Genomic DNA, 19,100 nt, shown 5'->3' on the forward strand with positions numbered 1-19,100 from the left:
TTTTATCGCTATTTCTTTTTAATTTCGGAGATATAGAATTAAAGTAATCTATTAATTGGTCTTCAATCTTACTAATTTCTGTTCAATGTTTTATATTCTTTATATTAAAGAATATGAGATAATTTAATTGAGCAGTTTTAAAAGACTTTTCAACACTACTATTTATTACATAATAAAATATTGTTTCTAAAACCGTGCTATTTAAAATATTTTTTGCGTTTCTTTTAGCTTCTTTTCTAGTTGCTTTGTGTAAGTGCTCTGTTGCATGCCCCTTTTTAAAGTGGGTCTGTAAGAGTTTTAAAAGACATTATTGACCTTTTGTTCTATAATAAACTGCCATAGTAACATTTCTAGTTCTATCTGTAGGTGATCAAAAACAAAGGAACTAAAATCTCTGATTTTTTCAATTTCAGAATCTACTAGATCATCACCAAACTATTGTCTATATTTATTTCCTTTATTTTTGTGCGAGGCATTAAATGTCCCACTAAAATTTATAGATTTTTTAATTTTAAAAACTGTAAAACGGCTAACATCGTGTTTATGGCGATTTGGTTTATTTTTAATTTTTTCATTAGTTATATCGATATAAATACCTTTTCTTTTTTTCTCAAAATTTGTCAAATTATGGATTTCTATTTTTTTATATTTCCAAAATTTCTGTTACAAACATAAATCAAATATCACCATGTGTATTTAACTATTCTTTTAATTTAATGTCACCATAATTTTAGGCCCGTATCTTGTAATATAAAAAATATTTTTATTACCATGTTTCTTTTTATAATCATCATAACTATTGTGAATTTTATGAGGTATTTCACTTAAAAAATGGTTACCTCCACTTCCTTTTATTTAATGCGGGATGCAAATTAAAAGCGATTGGCTTAATAATGTGTAATTTATCATTAGCCGCATAACATGTTCTAATGATATTCAATGTATTTAGGACTAATTTCAAGCTCGTATAAAACTATATTAATCATATTTCTTTAACTTTACTGTATTTTATAAATTGATCTATGCATTTATATTATCAATAATATAAAAATCAATAAATGAAAAATAAAAACCGCCAGTGGCGGTAAATTCGGCATAAAGCCTTATTTTAGTACATACTATTCTTAAGCAAGATCAGATTGTGATCAAATTTCTGTACGTAATCATTATAAAGGATTTTTTAATAAATGTTAAAAAAATATTTTAAAACCCATTAATTAGCGTGAAAAATGAGCCACCAATATTTTGAACTTGTTTAATTATACATTTTGCATAATTTCTAATAAAAAATATAAAAAAATAGTTCTACTAGGAATAGAATAATTTATAAAATTACAATTTTATTTATATCTCCTCTTATTTTTTTATAAATCTTCATTAATTGATCGCATTAAATCTATTTCTCTTTGTGAAATAAGACCAGTTTTAACAAAAGATTCTAAAATTTCTGTTTTTTTAGATAACATTTGATTGCGCTAATATCTAGCTTTTTGGTGTTTTACATTTTTTAAGCCGCCGATATTTCAAGAGGAAGCTTTTTACTATATGCTATTTTCTCATACATTTGAATGTCATTTTCATTTAATTCAAAAGCTTTATATCTTTTATTGTTTATGTGAAAATAGTATTGTTGATCTGCACCGACCATAAAAGTTACATCATTTTTTGATGTGACTTTTATTTTTTGATTTTTTTCATTTTTAGGAATATATTTTTTATTTTTAAATGTTACAATTCCATTAAAAATTTGTCTTTTAATTGGCAAATCAAAATAAGCTTCAAGAGTTGCACTGTTTGGTTTTCTAAATTCATTTTTTTCAGAATCGGTAATTGATTTTCTTGTTTTTATATCATTAAGCATTGCAATAATTTCGTGTCTATATTTATTAGCGTCTTGGTTTGTTTTAATATTTCTATCTTTTAAAAATATTGGAATTCTATTATGTGAATTCTCTAAAAACTTTCTATATGTGGTTTTTCATTAGATACTGATGTTGCTATAAATTCAGTAGCTAATTTTGTGACTGCATTATACAAAATAGTGCTAGATTCAAGACTATTTATGAAAATTCATTCTATTATCACTAATCATTATCTTTGGTATCTCATATTTATTAATCATATTTTGAATAATAATTTAATAACCTTTTACTGATTTACGCTTTTTATCAAAATAAAGTGATAAAACTTTTGAACTTGAAACATCGCTACATGCAACAATTCTTCATAAGGTTTGATCAACAAAAAATGAATAGATCCATCAAGTTCAACACATTCGCCTATATTTACTAATTTTCTTTTTGAGGTTATGTTTAGTTTTGCAATCTTTTTTAGGCAAAATATTTGGCTTATAAGGTATATTTTTTACAAAAGTTCTTTGTCTTTTTATTGTATTTTTATGAGCAAAAGCACTTAGAAATCCGCTTTGCGTAAGTCTTCTTGTTAATTGACTATATGATATTTTTACATTAGTTATTCTCTCATAAAACAAACACTAAGACATATATTAATTACAAGAGCTATTTTTGTTCCAGTAATTAATTTTTTGCTTTCATATTTTTTTGATAATTGATAATTAAATCATTACTGTAAATCTTTTTCTATCGCCTCGTTGATTGCCATGTGCTAAGTTAACCTCTTTTTTGCATAATTTAGCATTTTTTAATTTTTGTTTTAATATTTTTTTGGTTGATATTGAACATTTTGCTTTCAAGGATAATTGCTTATTTGTTAAATTGGAATATGTAATTATAACATCTATTTTTTTGTTTTCTATTTAATTGAAAATAGTTTAATTCTATTTCGCGCATAATAAAACCACCTATTATATATGTTAGGTGGCTCATTTTTGTTGCGATTTAGCGATTTTTTATGAAATTACAATTTTTTTAAAGAAATTAGCCACCATTGTCTTAAAAACTTCTTCTAAATCATTTTCATTATCTTTTGAATAATAGTATGTAGTTAGTAATTTTGTGTTTTTACTCAAAAGATCCTTTGTTGAAGAAATAATAATTGGTGATTTTTTTTGTATACGCGTTTCAAATATGTTAATTAACAAGTCAAAAAATCATTGGGATTTCAAACCTAAACTAAGATTTGCAATGAATAATACATCAACATTATTCAAATAATAACATATTGATTGTTTTTCTTCTTTATTTGATGATAGAAAATTATATAGTTCATTAGCATTTAAAAAGGCTACTGTCTTGCCTTGGCTAATTACATTCATTAGGGCTATATATTTAATAATATCATTGCTTATTGTAAAATTGGTTCCTCATAATCAAATGTTAAAATCAAAAACGCCTTTTCCGGTGATCATTGTTCTAAATTTAGCTCTAATATCTTCACTAGCAATAGTTTTAGGCAATGAGTCGATAAAAATTTTTGTTGTTTTTTTTAAAGCAACAACATCAGACGAATTGTTATTTTTTTGAAAATATTTCTTAAATATTGGATCTAACTCTGTGATTGATGTTAATCAGAATTTTTCTAGTTGTTGGCTTCTTATTATCTCCTTATCATTACTATAATCTTCAGCCAAAAAACCATAAATATCAACAAACAGCTTATAGTCAGGCTTTTTATGATTTTTGATAACTGAATCATGATATCTTTGTAAGATACCCATACCCTTTTTTATTTGTTTTTCATTAAGGTTTAATCTTTTAATTTCTGCTTGAATAAAATCCTTTGAAAGAACTTCATTCCTTAATTCATCAATATTTATTTTTTCATTAGGTGATAATATTGAATCAAAAATCTTTTTCTCCATTATTTATTCCTTTTAGTCATCTCATGTTAGTACATCGTTTAAATCATCATTAATATTATTATATTTTTTACTAAATAAAGAATAGCTATTATTTCTATTTAGAGAAGCTTGACATAATTCATTATCGATTAAATATGCATCATATAAGTTTCTTCTTGCAAAGTCATTGGCTATTTTTAGGATGTAATTGCATATAATGGCATTATTTATAGAAATTGAATATTTTATTATATTGTTAATAGCATTATCCTTAAAATTTAATGACTTTATTTTTTTTAGCATCAAAATTTGCGATGGACTGAGTTCTTTTCTTGTATGGTAACTAATATATTCTTCTGAAGTGAGATCTTCAATTAATTCATGTTCATTAATAATTTTAAAATCAAAGCAATCTTCCTGCTGCAAAGAAATTTTTTCACTAGAAAAGACCTCAAAAAAGTTTTTTGAAACATTATTAAATTCTGTTTCATCATAATAATAAAATGCATTATTCTTAATTAAATTATTATATAAAACTTCACCTAATTTATTTTTTAACAAATTAGCGATAAGGGAATTTTTTACAATTCCATTGGCACATAGTGGTTTTATTAATTTAAATAATAAAGTGCCATCTTTGTCCTGCAGGGTTTTAATTAGACCTAAACCCTCTAATTTATTTTTAGCATCTTTTATTTGGTTTATCGACATAACTAGAAATTCTGAAGTTTTGGCTAAATCATATTTCTTTAGTCTATTTATATTATATAAATCATATAAATGTTGATAGAAAGCAACACCCAGACTTCCAATAATAGGAGAATAGAAGGTTCTTAAATTAATTAAATCTTTTGAAGAAATATCAGCTGAATTATCAACCAAAAATTTAATTTGATCCATTTTTATCCCCCTCTTGTTTATATATTTGTTTTTGCATAAAATTAATTTATGTTAAAACGCATTTTTACTTGATAGCAAAATTATTTTATGGGACTAAGAGAATGTTTTGTCTCATTTTTATTAGTTTTTTTGGGGCTAAGTATTTTTAGTGTAATTTATAGACATCGTTAATAGCCTTTATCATCTAAATTTAAGAAAAATTTATAAAAAAAATTCAGTTTTCTACATGAAAATGTTTAAAAAAATAACTGTTTTTGGGTTAAAAATGGCTAGTTTTGATTACTTATAAAAATATCTTTTTGATTTAAGTTGAATTCTATTATTTTTATTTAAAAATCATTATTATAGAATTTTTATTTAATATTTTTTTATATCCTTTCAACGTCTCTAATTTAAAATTAAACTTAATATTATTTTATAATTAAACTATGAAATTAAATAACTTACATCTTAATACGACGTTTTCTTTTTTAGAAAGTACAATAACTGTTGATGAAGCAATAAAACAAGCTCTTAATAGTGGTATAAATTATCTTGCCTTTACAGAAAAGAATCATTTTTTTAGCTTAGCTGAAGCTAATAAAAAATGCATGGAAAATAACATTAAGGCTAATTTCGGGCTTGATGTAAAACTAATGATTGATGACCAATGATACCAATTTATCTTGTTTGCTAAGCATCAAAAAGGTTTTGAGATCCTTAAAAAGCTATCTTATCAATTATTAAATAATGAAATAATTTATCTTAATGATATTCTTAATTTTGAAGATGATATTGTTATTATAGAAAACCCTATTTTAAGCTACTTTAAATTAACTAAAAATGTTATAAACAAATCGAATTATTATATAGGATTCACAATCATAGATATTGAAAAAAATAAAGAATTTTGTTCTTATTTTCAGAATATTTTGGTTGTAAATAATTTTAACACAGTCGATTTTCAGGATTTTATGATTATAGAATTACTGAATAAAATGAATAATAAGACAAATAATATATTGTTTGATGGTACTTTGTTTTTTGATGTTGATGATGGAGATGGCTTGATGAATAAATTAGTAAATAGAACTAATGCATTTGTTGAGTCAATATATTTTGAACATCAAAAAAATAAATATAATTTGCCATTTTTTAAAAACGAACAAAACCTTGATTCAAAAGGCTATCTAAAATTTTTAATATGAGAAAAAATTAAAAATAATACTAAAATTAAGGCACTTTTTGAAAACCAAGCTTATAAGGATAGACTATTAAAAGAATTTCAAATTATTTCACAATTAAGATTTGAGGATTATTTTTTAATTATTCAAGATTGAATTAATTGGGCTAGAAAAAAAGGGATTTCAATTGGCCCTGGAAGAGGTTCTGCAGCTGGTTCGTTGGTTTCATATATTCTTGGAATTACAGAAATTGATCCAATAAAATACAATCTTATTTTTGAGAGATTTCTTAATCCTAAAAGAATTTCAATGCCTGATATTGATGTTGATGTTCAGGATGACCAGAGACATGAAATTATTAATTATCTTGTACAAAAATATGGGTATGAATGTGTTGCTAATATTGTAACTTTTTCTGTTCTAGGTAAAAAATCTGCGATTAGAGATGTTTTGAGAACTTATAAAGATGTATCTTCCGATAAAATAAATCAAGTTTCAAAATTAATTTCGTCTGATGACAGAAGTTTATTTGAAGAAGCAAATAAAAATACGGCATTTATTAGTGCTTTGCAGCAAATTAAGCCAACAGATAATTCTTTTGCTAAGAACGTTATCAACCAAACGTCTCGAATTTCTGGTTTCTATCGTCAAACAGGAACACATGCCGCTGGAATTGTAATATCATCAAGGCCAATAATGGAGCTTGTGCCGACTTTTAAAAATATTGATAATTTTCAACAAACGCAGTTTAGCATGGAATACCTTGATTATTTTGGTTTAATAAAGATGGATATTTTAGGCCTTAGAACCCTATCGACAATTAAACAAATTGAAGATGAAGTTAAAAAGAAAACAAAAAAGGATATCAATTGAGACATTATTGATTATAATGATCAAAAAACATTTGATCTTCTTTCACAAGGAAATACTTCCGGTATTTTTCAAGTGGAAAGTCCTATAATGATTAAGGCCTTAAAGCAAATTAAGGTAAGCACGTTTGAGGATATTAGTGCTATTATATCATTAAATAGGCCAGGACCAATGGCTTATGTATCAAGCTATGCAAAGAGAAAAGCAGGTATAGAACCAATACCAAGCATCTCGTTGGAATATGATGAAATTGTTAAAGATACATATGGAATTATAATTTACCAAGAACAAATTATGCAAATAGTTCAGAAAGTAGCAAATATGACTTTCGAAGAGGCTGATTTGTTTAGAAAAATTATTTCAAAAAAGAAAGCTGATGAAATGAATGATATTAAGGATTCATTTATTGGACAAGCAACTAAAAATGGATATAGTTTAGAAGTGGCTAATAAAATTTTTAGTAATATTGAAAAGTTCGCTGATTATGGATTTAATAAATCGCATGCTGTCGCTTATTCAATGCTAACATTCAAAATGGCTTATTTAAAGGCAAATTTTCCATTAGAGTTCTATAGTTCATGCATTACAAGTTCAAATGGAGCCCAAGCGACGATTTCAAAATATGCAAATGAAGCAAAAACCATGGGCATTCAAATTGTTAGTCCAGAAATAAATCTTTCAACAAATAAGGCAATAATTTCTGATAATAAAATAATTTTACCATTAGGTTTAATCAAAGGCATTGGTCCCGAGATAATAAGGATAATTATTAATGATCGCAAAGTAAATGGCCAATATAAAAATTTCTTACATTGTTATTTTAGCTTGTTTAAAATTAAAACATTTGGTAAATCGACATTAGAGACATTGATTAAGGCTAATGCATTGCGAAATTTTAAATTAAGTCAAAAAACAATGCTTGAAGAGATTGATTCATCTTCGAATTCTAGTGTTTTTGTACAACAAAATTTATTTAAAAATACGGTTGATATTGTTGATAAAATCATTAATTGTGAACCACAAAATGTTTATGAAGATGAAACTCAAATAGTTGAAAAAAATGAAATTGAATTGCTTGGCCAAATATACAATTATTCAACAACACAAAACTACGAGATTGACGGCAATAGATTAATAGATACAAGACCTAATAATGAGTATGTAATGATTGTTCAATGTGTTAATGTAATAGTTGGAAATGATAAAAATGGTAGACAATATCAAAGAATTGATTTTCAAGATTCAAGTTTTAAAGTGGTTGCTTTTATGTTTAGAGTTGATCCTGAGCTATCCAAACTTAAACGCAGGCTTGTAAAAATTAAATTTATAAGAAAATTAGATAATAAAATTATTTTAAGAAATTACGAGGTAATTAAATAATGAAACAAAAAATATTAATTATTGATGGTACTTATTTAACGTATCGTTCTTATTTTGCAATAAATAAGAATAATACTTATTTAACAAACGCAGAAGGCGTTTCAACAAGTACAATATTATTATTTTTTAGAACATTGTTTAATCTTATTGAAGAATATTCACCATCACACCTTTTTATAGCATTTGATGCAGTGGGAAAAACTTTTCGTCATAATTTATATGAGCATTATAAGGAAGGACGAGCAAAAATGCCGAATGAATTTTATAATCAAATGACTATAATAAGAAAATTACTTACATCTTTAAATATTGTAAATATAGAAAAAACAGGGGTTGAAGCAGATGATTTAATTGCCAAGGTATGTTTTGAATATCCCTTGATTGAAAAGGTAATTTTTTCAGCCGATCAGGATCTTAATCAATTAATTAATGAATATACTTCAATAATTAAAAAAACAAAAGAAGGAATTGTTATTTTAACGCCAAAAAATTTTAAATCAATTTATGGCATTAACCCTAATCAAGTAGTTGATTATAAGGCCATAGTAGGTGATTCAAGCGATAACTTTTTTGGTGTTAAGGGTGTCGGGTCTAAGACAGCTATAAAACTTCTTGATCAATATCAAACCCTTGATAATATTTATGAAAATCTAGAAAATTTATCATCTTCTAGGCTTGCGCAAAAATTCATTGATTATAAATCTATTGCATTCAGAGATCAACATATTGCTAAATTAGTTACTAATTTTGAATTAGAAGGTATTAAATTAAATTTATTAGATATAGCAAATGTTGAGCTAACCCTTGATGCCGCAAATATTATTGATGAGTTTCAACTTAATTCAATAAGAAGAGCATTTTTTAAAAAAATAAAAATTATTAATTAGAGCCCTATTTCAGTAAGAAAAAACGCACAAACCAGGTGCGTTTTTTAATGTTATTATGAGTTATCTTTCTTGGTTAATTCTTCTTCATATACTTCTAAATTTCTTTGGTGTAGTGCTAGTTTTTCTTGTTTTTCTTTAATTTTATCCTCACTAGCATTTTTCATAAAGTTTGGGTTATTAATAAAAGTTTTATTAAATTCTATTTCTTTTTTCGTTTTTTCAATTAACTTTTTAAGTTCAATAATTTCATTTTCTTTATCTTCTTTGCTTTGTTTAATGAAGACCTTGGCAAAGGAGGTTTGGATAGACAAGTCATTATTTTCGCCGATAACAAAATTTGACAATTTAAAGATTATTAGTTGTTGATTTTCAGAAATATCGAAGTTTTCGATAAAGTAGTTTAATGTAATGTTTTTAGATATTTGTTTTTCTTCACGATATTTTCTAAACGTGGTAATTAGTTCGATTAGGTTGTTTATTTCATTTGAATTAAATGTATCTTCAATTGTGTAGTTGGCAAGTGCATTATCCCAAAGCTCCTCGTTGTATATTTCTTGAAACAAATAATCTGTAACAAAAGGCATATATGGTTGAAGCATTATTAAGATTTCTCTAAATAAATAATGAATAAAATAATCATTTTTTTTGAATTTTAAAAACTCTAAATATCATGATGAAAATTTATTGATCATAAATTCTTGAATATGTTTATAAACAACGGTGAATTCATAGTTTTTCATTGCTTCATCAATTTTAGATGTCATTTTTAAAAATTCTAGTAATATTCATTTATCGAAATTGTCTAATTTTTCATATTGCAACTCGCTTTTAATATTAATAGGAATATTTTTTATTAGGCGACCAATGTTTCAAATTTTATTGATAAATAACCTTGCGCTTTGAATTTTTTCATCTCCAAAATTAATATCTAGTCCAGGTGTGCAATTAAATATTAAAGACATTCTCAAAACATCTGATCCATATTCGTCAATAACCTTAATTGGGTCAATACCATTGCCAAGTGATTTAGACATTTTGCGTCCGTGTGAATCCCTTACTAACCCATGTAATAAAACCTCTTTAAATGGTATCTTGTCCATAAATTCTAAGCTTTGAAAATACATTCTTGATACTCAAAAGAAGATAATATCATATCCCGTTACTAATAAACTTGTAGGAAAGTATCTTTTTAATTTTTCTGATGATTGTGGTCAGCCCAAAAATACAAAAGGCGCTAATGCTGAGCTAAATCAAGTGTCTAAAACATCGCTATCTTGAATTCATTCATTACCAGGTTTTTCAGTTTGTACTTTAATTTCGTTGCCTTTGTATCATACCGGAATTCTATGACCTCACCAAATTTGTCTGCTAATTGTTCAATCATGAACATTTTCCATTCATTTGACTAGATTATCCTTAAATCGTTTAGGTATTATTTTTACACCTTCCATAGAATCTAGGTTTTTTAGAAGTTGTTCTGAAAGTGAATTCATTTTCACAAATCATTGTGGTTTTACTAATATTTCGATTGGTTCTTTGGTTCTTTCACTATAACCAATATTTGAAATAATATTTTCTGTCTTGTAAATAAAACCTTTTGTTTCAAGATATTGCGCAATTTTTATTCTTGCTTCGAAACGGTCTAAACCTTGGAACTCCTTCGCTAATGAGTTCATTAAACCATCATCGTTAATACACTCGTTGATGCTAAGACCATAGTTTTTGATAATTTCAATGTCATCAATAGCATGAGCTGAAACTTTCATCGCCCCTGTCCCAAAATTGGGATCAATACTTTCTGAACTAATAATTGGAATTTCTTTTTTGGTTAATGGATGAATTACTGTTTTATTTTTTAGTGAATTAAAACGTTCATCATTTGGATTTAAAGCAATTGCAACATCGGAAAACATTGTTTCAATACGGGTGGTAGCTACAAGCAAGTAATTATTTTTATCATTTTTAAATGGATATTTAATGTAATACATTTTTTGATTAGTTTCAGTGGGTATTACCTCAATATTAGATAATGCGGTTTTTAGCTTTGGATCCCACAAAATTGCTTTTGTATCACGATAAATCAATCCTTTATTATACATATCAATAAAGACTTTTGCAACCGCTTCTGATGCATCCTTATCAAGAGTAAATCGTTCGCTATTATAATCAAGTGCTAATCCAAGTTTTGCTCATTGGTCATTAATGTTTTGCGAATATTCATCTTTTCATTTTCAAATCTCTTTAATAAATTTTTCTCGTCCTAGTTGATATTTATTTCTTCCGCTCTCTGATAATCTTTTTTCAACAACGGCTTGTGTTGCGATGCCTGCATGGTCTTTACCAGCCACTCACATAACATCAAATCCTTTTATTTTTTTATATCTAATAATTGTATCTTGAATATATGTATCTAAGGCGTGCCCGATATGAAGCTTTCCAGTTACATTTGGAGGCGGCAAAATTATTGTAAAAGGAGGTTTTTTGATATCATGTGTTGAAAAGGTTTTCATATCTATTCACTTTTGATGGCGTCCTTGTTCAACGAGTTTGTGATTAAAATTCTTATCCATGTTATCTCCTAAATTTGTAGCAATGTTTTGTATACTGAAATCAATAATTTTCTCCTCATCGTAATTTCTTTTATCCTTAATAGCTTTTTCATTCTTATTTAATGAGCGATCAAATGAAAAAATATTTCTTATTTTTTTATTCTGAGTGTTATCTTTGTTTATTCATTTAGATAATTGATTTCACTTGCAACTTATATAATGATCTGGTTCAATTTCATATTCAAAAATATTTTCAATTTCATCAATATTATCAATAAATTCTTCATAGTTAGATAATAGGTAATCATCTTTTTTGTCTAACATTTTTTTAACAACTGGATTTATCGGGTTGTCTACAACAATGTTTGTTTTACCTCTCTCAATAATTCGCGAGTTTATCATTATTTGCAAATCTGTTGTTAACTTACTGGCCGTTTTTATATCACTTAATAAGTAAATCCCGATGGCTTCATGTTCAAAAATGTATTCATTTATTTTATTAAGTACTTCGATTTGGTTTTTAGCATCAATTTTATCAATGTTGTTTCCGATTACAATTAAGCTTGGATTGTTGATTAAAATTTTACTTAGCTCAAGAGCAATTTTTTCATCCTTAGAAAGATAAGACAATTTCATTGTAAGTTTGTCCAACGAAAGGTTTGCATTTAAAAGGATTCTATAAATATTGGATTTAAAAATAATTCTTTTCATCGCTTCTTCAGCGTCACTTGTTTCAAAAATTCTTTTATAGATTAGAAACTGATTAAAAAGATTATTAAGTAAGAAGTTTAATTCTTTTAGATTAAAAAATGCTCTTAAAAAAGGATTCAAAAAGGTTAATTCTTGATTAAAATCTTCTTCAAATTCAATTTTATTTAATGAGTGGAGGTTGGTTAATAATTCTTTTATATTTTTAAATATTTTTTTGGCATTTTCTATATTATTTTGAAAAACATTTGCTAATTTCGAATTGTAATTTTTTGTTTCATCCCTAATACTTTTACCGATATTTTCAACATTTCAATGAAATTCTGCCTGTTTTTCTTCAAACTTATACTCGTATTCCTTGATTGTTGAAATATCAATATAATCACTAGTTTTCTCATTATTGTCTTCTTTGTCTACAAGTAATAAGCTTGGGGAGTGATTTTTTTTATTTTTTAGCGATTTAAATCTTTCGATAAATGAACTAAAATTGTTGGTTATCATTGAATTAGCAATTAATTTTATTTGCTTTTTTAATTGTGTTCTAGTTCAGTAAGTTCCTAATAAACTAATTTCATTGATTATATTTTTTCTCAAATCATATAAATCATCAATAAACGAAAGTAGGGAAGTGCGATTTAGAAGCGAAATTAGAAAGAAATGTTTTGTTAAAAAACGCTGTATTATTTTATTAATATAATATCTACCATAATAGTGATTAAAAGAATCAATTTTAAGATTTGTTTTTAAATGAAATTTATTTAAAAGAATTTCACTGCTGAAGCTTTTTCTTAATCTAGAAAAATATTTATTATTTTCCTTTTTAACTTGTTTTTTTTCTTTTAATTTGTCTATTATTTTTTTTATCTTAGTTAGTAATTTACTTTTAAAACCATGATTTGAGTTTATGTCTTTTTTGGAACATATTTCAAGATAATTAGTTTTGGCTTCTTTATATTCATTATATTGCATTAACGACTTTCCAGAAACATAGTTCTTTATTGTTTGCTCTATATATGTAAAGAAGGATTGCTCATGATTTTGTATATTTTTTGCGATATTATGAATAATGCCTGAGAGATTTTGCATTAGTAAAATTTGGTCATTTTGATTTAATTTATTAAGATTTTGCGCATTATTTTTTGAGAGTATTAATTTTAATTCATTTACTAATGGTTCTAATGAGTATTGAAGTTGGTAATTTGTTTTAGAATATTCTAATCTAAAATGGTATCTCGAATCTTGGTAGACATCTTTTCAACTATTTTTAAAGATATTATTAAATGAGCTAGTAACTTTATTTTCTTTTATATAGTTTTTCAGATAAGCAAAAACAGTTTCTTCTGATTTTGTTTCAAATAGCTCATCGCTTTCAAAGCCATATGCAAGATTATCACGGAAATTTTGGTTTGAATCTATCATATAGAAATTTTCATCATCTTGTTTAAATTCGATAAATCCTTGAAAATCTTTGATTTTATTATCTCTATCTATCAAGAGATTGAAAATGTTTTTTTTAGATTGAATATTATCGGCAATAATGCCTAAAATACTGCTTTTAGAAAGCTTAAAATTTAAATCATTAATAAGATATTCGAATGAGTAATAATTGTTTTTTTTGATCTTATTTATTTTTTTTAGTTCTTGAACTCTAAAACCAGTAATTTTTTTCTTATTCATTAGAATCTGTCACCTTCCTTTGTTTTAACTAGTGATGCAACAACTCTATATGTTGCAAGTATGACAGCTAGATTAAAGAAAATCTTAACAGGACCCGTTAATGTTTGACCAGTAAAATTAACTCAAAAATCAGTTTTTAATGTTTGAGTATCGGCTCATGCGAGTAACACGGTGTTTGCCAATTCTAGTAGAGCACTAAATGAAATAATAGCCATAACCTCAAGGAACGTTTGGTATTTTTTTCTCACAAAAAGGCGATATATAACAACAAATAAAATCATTCCAATAAAACCAGATGTCGTTAGTAGAATATAAAATGTTTTATTTTTAACAAAACGATTGTGTTCGAATATTGAATTGTCAAGTTTAGAAAATATAGTTACAATGATTAAAATTTGCAAGGATAATAGCACTAAAGTAGAAATAAATGAGAAATTCATCATTGCCGTGGGTCTTGGCTTGTTCTCTAAAATAATGATTTTAACTTCATAGAATGCAATTTTTTCTGAAAAATATTGTAAATCTTCAGAATTCCCTTTTGCTAGTGCTTCAGCAAATTGAATTTTAAAAAATTCTACAATTTGTTTATATTTATATATTCGGTAGTTTCTTGAAAAGAAAAGTTCATTTATGTTAAAAAAGTAATATGATGCTATTCCTGGAATAAATCCAGCAATAGCCACTGCAATAGTATATAAGAAACTATAATATGTAGGAACTAGGGCAAATGAAATGAAATCTGCCAATACTCCTGTGATCATTCCGACAAACGGTCCGAAAATAAAACCTGTAATTTTTATTGGTAGGCCTATAAAACCAAATTTAAATGATGGTAGGGCGCTAATTGGTAAAATTCTTACTGAAATTAGAAAGAAAACAACAGAGATAGCAATTAAAACACCCACAAAGGCAATTCTTTTTGGGTTTCATTTTTTGAATGAAATATTTGTTTGTGATCTTAGCCATCTAATATAATGACTCAAGCCGCCTGGTAACTTTGAATTCATGCTTTTCCTTCGCTATCTTTTTAATAATAATTATATTATTATATTCTGAAACTACTTATAAAGTATGGTTATGCTTTGCTAATATTTTCTTGAAAATCACTTATTTTTCTCGAGAATGGGTAAATTAATAAAAGTTTTATAAAAGCTAGAATTAACTATTACGCCAGTGTAGATAAAATATGACATAACACTTAGTAATAAAATGATATACATAAATGATGCGACAACACCAAATTTCTTATAATCAAATACTGAGGTTAGAGATCCAAAAATTAAAATGTATAGGGTAGTTGGCACTGTTACTATTAGTGCGCCGGGATTTACATGTGAAAATTTTAGTTTAAAGTTAGGTGCAAATTTAAAGAAAAATAAAAATGCTACATATGTTATTATTGGTAAAAATAAAACTGTTGGAATTCAAAAAATAAGTTGAAATTCTCAGGGTAACATTTTAAGTGTTGTTGTGTGATCAACATTAATACTAAATACATTCTTTAATATAAAGTTAAGAAAAGCTGATGTAACTAATAAAAAAACTACGAGTAATACTGTGATAATTATGCTTGTTATAAATCCCTTGATTCGTGTTCTCCACATTGAGGATGAAGTTTTTTGTTCGTATAGAGCATCAAATGATCAAATAAATTTGCTATAGCCCTTTGATGATATTCACAATATAGATATGGTAAGAAAAATAAATGCAGCAATTCCGCCTGGGCTACTTCAAATTTCTGAAAATGCCGGAATAACGTTTTCAATACCGGGAATTAGCTGGCCTAGAATTGTGACTTTGATAACAATCTCTAACTGAGAATTTATTGCTCCAATAATTCCTATAACTAAACCTAGAGTCGGTATAAATGAAAGAAAAAGGTACATTGCGTATCCTGTTGGAACAAAGGCAAATTCATTTGAGTTTATTTTAGCATATGTCGATCTAACTATTTCTTTTCCTTTTACTTTCGAACTTCGCAAGTAATTTGGAATAGCAACAAAGAGAATCCCATATATAATCGCCTTTAAAGCCTTTTCAAAAAAGTTTTGTTTATTTTTATTTTTTATTACTTGTTTTGCTGAAATAGAATTAGCATTATTATTTAGTTTTTTTTCTTGGTTTTTATCATTATTTCAACCGGTCTGGAGTAAGTTTTTATTCCTTTTTTTCATAAAGATCCTTAATTATTTTGCTTAGCTCAATTGCATTTGCTTTCCCAGCAGTTTTTTTCATTACTTGGCCAAGCATAAATTTTGAAGCTCTGTTGAAATTTATTTCAAATTCTTTGTTTAAAGTTGGGAATTCATTTAAAATTTCTTTAATAATATCTGTTAATGAAATTTCCTTGTGTTCAATGAAAAGGTTATTTTGTTTAATTATTTCATCAATATCATTGTTTTCGTTTTGATTAATTAGAATACTTAGGATGGTTTTTATGCTGGTCTTTTGTATTTTTTCATCTATTGTATATTGAATGATTTTTGACATAACATCAATATTTAGTTTTAGCTTTGATAATGACAAATTATTCTGATTTAGAAATGAAACGATTTCGGCAAAGAAAATATTCACGCTCTTTTTAAAATCTGTTGTGTTGAGCATATCAATGAAACTTGCATATTCCATATTTTCAATTAATTGCATAATTTGAACATTATTTAACCCATATTTTAGATAACGCATTTCTCTTTCATATGGTAGTTCTTCAATGGCAATGCTATCAACAAATTCTGGTTTTAGTTCGATACAAGGGATATTGGGGTCTGGAAAATATTTATAATCAATTGAGTCAGATTTTGAACGCATTGTTATAGTTTTTAGTTTAGATTCATCAAATCTTTTTGTTTGTTGCGAGAAAGTTTGGCCGCTTTCATAACATGATGTTTGCCAATTATATTCATATTCTATTGCTTTTTCAATATTAGAAATTGAGTTTAAATTTTTTACTTCAACTCTTGTGTTTAGGTCATTAGTTCCTTTTTTTCTAACAGAAATATTTAAATCAACTCTTAAGCTACCTTCATTCATTTTAGCATCGGAAATGTCAAGAGCTAGCACAATTTTTCTTATTGCATCAACATATGCAACCGCTTCTTTAGCACTATGAAGAACTGGATTAGAGACAATCTCGATTAACGGAATACCTGAACGATTGTAGTTTAGTAAGGTTTGATTGCCTTCATGAAGAGATTTAGCTGTATCTTCCTCTAGGTGAATTCTCTCAATCTCAATATCTTTTCATTCATTATTGACTTTAATTTTTATTTTTCCATTTTTGCCAATTGGATTAAATTGTTGTGTAATTTGGTAGCCTTTTGTTAAATCTGGATAAAAATAGTTTTTTCTATCAAAACGAATATTATGGTCGATTTCCATATTTAAAGCTTTTGCCAATTTTATTGCCTTAATGATGGCTTGTTTATTTACGATCGGTAATGAACCAGGATATGCTAAATCAATGTGCGATACATAAATATTAGGGTTGGATGTATAAAGATTAGGTTGTGATGAAAACATTTTAGTTTTTGTATTAAGTTCAATATGTATTTCAATACCAATAACTAATTCTCAATTTTTATCCATTTATTTCTCCTAGTTTTTTTTCAAAATATAATGCTTGGCTAAATAACTTTTTGTCATTATTTCTTTTTGTATCAAAAGCAATATTGAATGGTAAATGGTTTTTTAAATCAATACCAAGTTTCATTGTTAATGATGGATTCCCAACTAGATTTGCATAAGTTAAAATAAAATCTAAATATGATTTATATTTTGACCCATTTTTAATATTGGGAGCAACATCATTAGAGGCAGGATAAACAAAAACATCAGCTGTGTTATGAATATTTTCAAAATATTCAACCAAGACTCTTCGCATCTTTTTGGCTTTTACAAAGTATCTAATTTGATTATTGGCTTTGAGAAAAAAAGATCCTAGAATTAGACGTGATTGAACCATTTTGCCCAGATATTTTGATCTGGTTTTTTTGAATGTATCAATCCAATCCTTGCCTTCTTCTCTTAATCCGAAGGAAACACCAGTAAGATTGGCGAGATTTGAAGATGCTTCTGAAAAGGCAATTATTTTGTAAACTACATCTATTGAGTTAAGAAGCTTTATATTTTCTTTAATTTTAATTAGTTTAATTCCATCTTTTTCCATCACATTAAGAAAGTTTTTGTATGATTTAGCAATTTCTGGATTAAGTTTATCAAAACAATCTAAATAGGCAATAGATTTTGGCTTTTCTTCTTTAATCTCATCATATTTAAAGCTAAGATCAATTGAAGTTAAATCATTTTTCAGATCTTGCTTGTACAATATTGATGATAATTTTATTAGGTCCTTAATGTTGTGTGTAAAATAAGCCACAGTATCTAATGAAGAGGCAAATGCAAAAAGTCCATATCTACTAATTGCTCCATATGACGGTTTAAATCCAATCTCGCCGATATTTGAAGCAGGCTTTCTTACAGAGTCTCCGGTATCTGAACCAATTGCAAAGTCGATATCTTTACTAAAAGTAGCAGCAGCACCTGACGATGATCCACCAACTAGATATTCTTTATTTAAAGGATTCTTTATTAAACCAAAGGCAGAATACTCCCCCGATCCCCCGAGACCGAATTCATCAAGATTTGTTCTAGCAACACATGTTGACCCATTTTCTTCGAGCAATTTAATAACACTAGCTTTATATCCAGGTCTGAAATTGCGCAAAAACAAGCTCGAGGCTTTACATTCAACATTTATGTCAGCATAGTTATCTTTTATTGTGTATATTGTATTGGATAGTGGAAGACTACTATCATTTAATTTAGCATCTTTGAAAATGTAGGATATAGCATTATTATCATCTTGTAATAATTTATCAATTATATTTTGAATATTTTTATTCTTCATGAACAACTCTTTTCATAATAACTAGATCTTCATTGCTATTATATGCGTTTTTAAGAAGTTTTTCTTTGTCAATTTTAGTGCAATCGCATATTTCGTCGTCTCTTAAATCATTAAAAGAAATTTTAGATTCGTTGATATGCGATAACGGTTTTATATTGGCTAGATTTATTTCGTCAAGATCAGTTAGCGATTGGTTAATTGAGTCTAATAATTTTTTGGCCATATTAATAACTTCATCAGATGGGTCTAGTAATAAATTATTTGCTATTGTTTTTAGTTCTTCATCGTTCATTTTTGGTC

13 protein-coding genes are annotated in these 19,100 nt (G+C 26.6%); 2 read left to right on the forward strand and 11 right to left on the reverse strand.

The genetic code is table 4. From position 1 onward, the window contains the following. Positions 1 to 435: 435 nt before the first annotated feature. The 5 genes from ACWXVJ_RS00795 to ACWXVJ_RS00815 form a co-directional block, all read right to left on the reverse strand. A complete protein-coding gene (locus ACWXVJ_RS00795) occupies positions 436 to 624 on the reverse strand; it encodes a hypothetical protein (RefSeq protein WP_455966090.1) in 189 nt (62 codons plus the stop codon). An 883-nt stretch (positions 625 to 1,507) separates the two neighbouring features. Then, entirely contained in the window at positions 1,508 to 1,861 is a 354-nt protein-coding gene (locus ACWXVJ_RS00800) for a hypothetical protein (RefSeq protein ID WP_455966092.1), read from the reverse strand. Positions 1,862 to 2,137: 276 nt separating this feature from the next. After that, positions 2,138 to 2,491: a hypothetical protein gene (locus ACWXVJ_RS00805; protein ID WP_455966094.1), complete on the reverse strand. Its 354-nt coding sequence runs from the start codon at positions 2,489 to 2,491 to the stop codon at positions 2,138 to 2,140. Between the two features lie 378 nt (positions 2,492 to 2,869). Beyond that, positions 2,870 to 3,781 (reverse strand): hypothetical protein, encoded by a 912-nt coding sequence (locus ACWXVJ_RS00810; protein ID WP_455966096.1) that lies wholly within the window; start codon positions 3,779 to 3,781, stop codon positions 2,870 to 2,872. Between the two features lie 12 nt (positions 3,782 to 3,793). Next, positions 3,794 to 4,660, reverse strand: coding sequence for a hypothetical protein (locus ACWXVJ_RS00815; protein ID WP_438340421.1), 867 nt, complete (start codon positions 4,658 to 4,660; stop codon positions 3,794 to 3,796). Positions 4,661 to 5,088: 428 nt separating this feature from the next. Between ACWXVJ_RS00815 and dnaE the strand changes: the two genes are divergently transcribed. Then, the gene (gene dnaE, locus ACWXVJ_RS00820; protein ID WP_455966098.1) at positions 5,089 to 8,073 is read left to right on the forward strand and encodes a DNA polymerase III subunit alpha; all 2,985 of its coding nucleotides are present in this window, start codon (positions 5,089 to 5,091) and stop codon (positions 8,071 to 8,073) included. Continuing rightward, positions 8,073 to 8,960 carry a 5'-3' exonuclease gene (locus ACWXVJ_RS00825; RefSeq protein ID WP_455966100.1) on the forward strand — a complete coding sequence of 296 codons (888 nt, stop codon included), beginning with the start codon at positions 8,073 to 8,075 and terminating at the stop codon, positions 8,958 to 8,960. Before dnaE ends, ACWXVJ_RS00825 begins: the two co-directional genes overlap by 1 nt. A gap of 53 nt (positions 8,961 to 9,013) precedes the next feature. Here the strand turns inward: ACWXVJ_RS00825 and ACWXVJ_RS00830 are convergent, their stop codons facing one another. From ACWXVJ_RS00830 to ACWXVJ_RS00855, 6 genes are all read right to left on the reverse strand, one after another. Next, complete coding sequence (locus tag ACWXVJ_RS00830; RefSeq protein WP_455966102.1) at positions 9,014 to 13,894, reverse strand: valine--tRNA ligase; 4,881 nt, start codon at positions 13,892 to 13,894, stop codon at positions 9,014 to 9,016. Beyond that, positions 13,894 to 14,901, reverse strand: coding sequence for a hypothetical protein (locus ACWXVJ_RS00835; protein WP_438340417.1), 1,008 nt, complete (start codon positions 14,899 to 14,901; stop codon positions 13,894 to 13,896). The genes ACWXVJ_RS00830 and ACWXVJ_RS00835 overlap by 1 nt, the downstream gene beginning before the upstream one ends. A 78-nt stretch (positions 14,902 to 14,979) precedes the next feature. Continuing rightward, a complete protein-coding gene (locus tag ACWXVJ_RS00840) occupies positions 14,980 to 16,068 on the reverse strand; it encodes a YhjD/YihY/BrkB family envelope integrity protein (protein WP_438340416.1) in 1,089 nt (362 codons plus the stop codon). Then, positions 16,052 to 17,479: an Asp-tRNA(Asn)/Glu-tRNA(Gln) amidotransferase subunit GatB gene (gene gatB / locus ACWXVJ_RS00845; protein WP_455966104.1), complete on the reverse strand. Its 1,428-nt coding sequence runs from the start codon at positions 17,477 to 17,479 to the stop codon at positions 16,052 to 16,054. The genes ACWXVJ_RS00840 and gatB overlap by 17 nt, the downstream gene beginning before the upstream one ends. Then, positions 17,472 to 18,800, reverse strand: coding sequence for an amidase family protein (locus ACWXVJ_RS00850; RefSeq protein ID WP_455966106.1), 1,329 nt, complete (start codon positions 18,798 to 18,800; stop codon positions 17,472 to 17,474). Before ACWXVJ_RS00850 ends, gatB begins: the two co-directional genes overlap by 8 nt. Next, a complete protein-coding gene (locus ACWXVJ_RS00855) occupies positions 18,790 to 19,092 on the reverse strand; it encodes an Asp-tRNA(Asn)/Glu-tRNA(Gln) amidotransferase subunit GatC (RefSeq protein ID WP_444704842.1) in 303 nt (100 codons plus the stop codon). Before ACWXVJ_RS00855 ends, ACWXVJ_RS00850 begins: the two co-directional genes overlap by 11 nt. Positions 19,093 to 19,100: the final 8 nt, after the last annotated feature.

The organism is Mycoplasma sp. 773 (assembly GCF_053851515.1).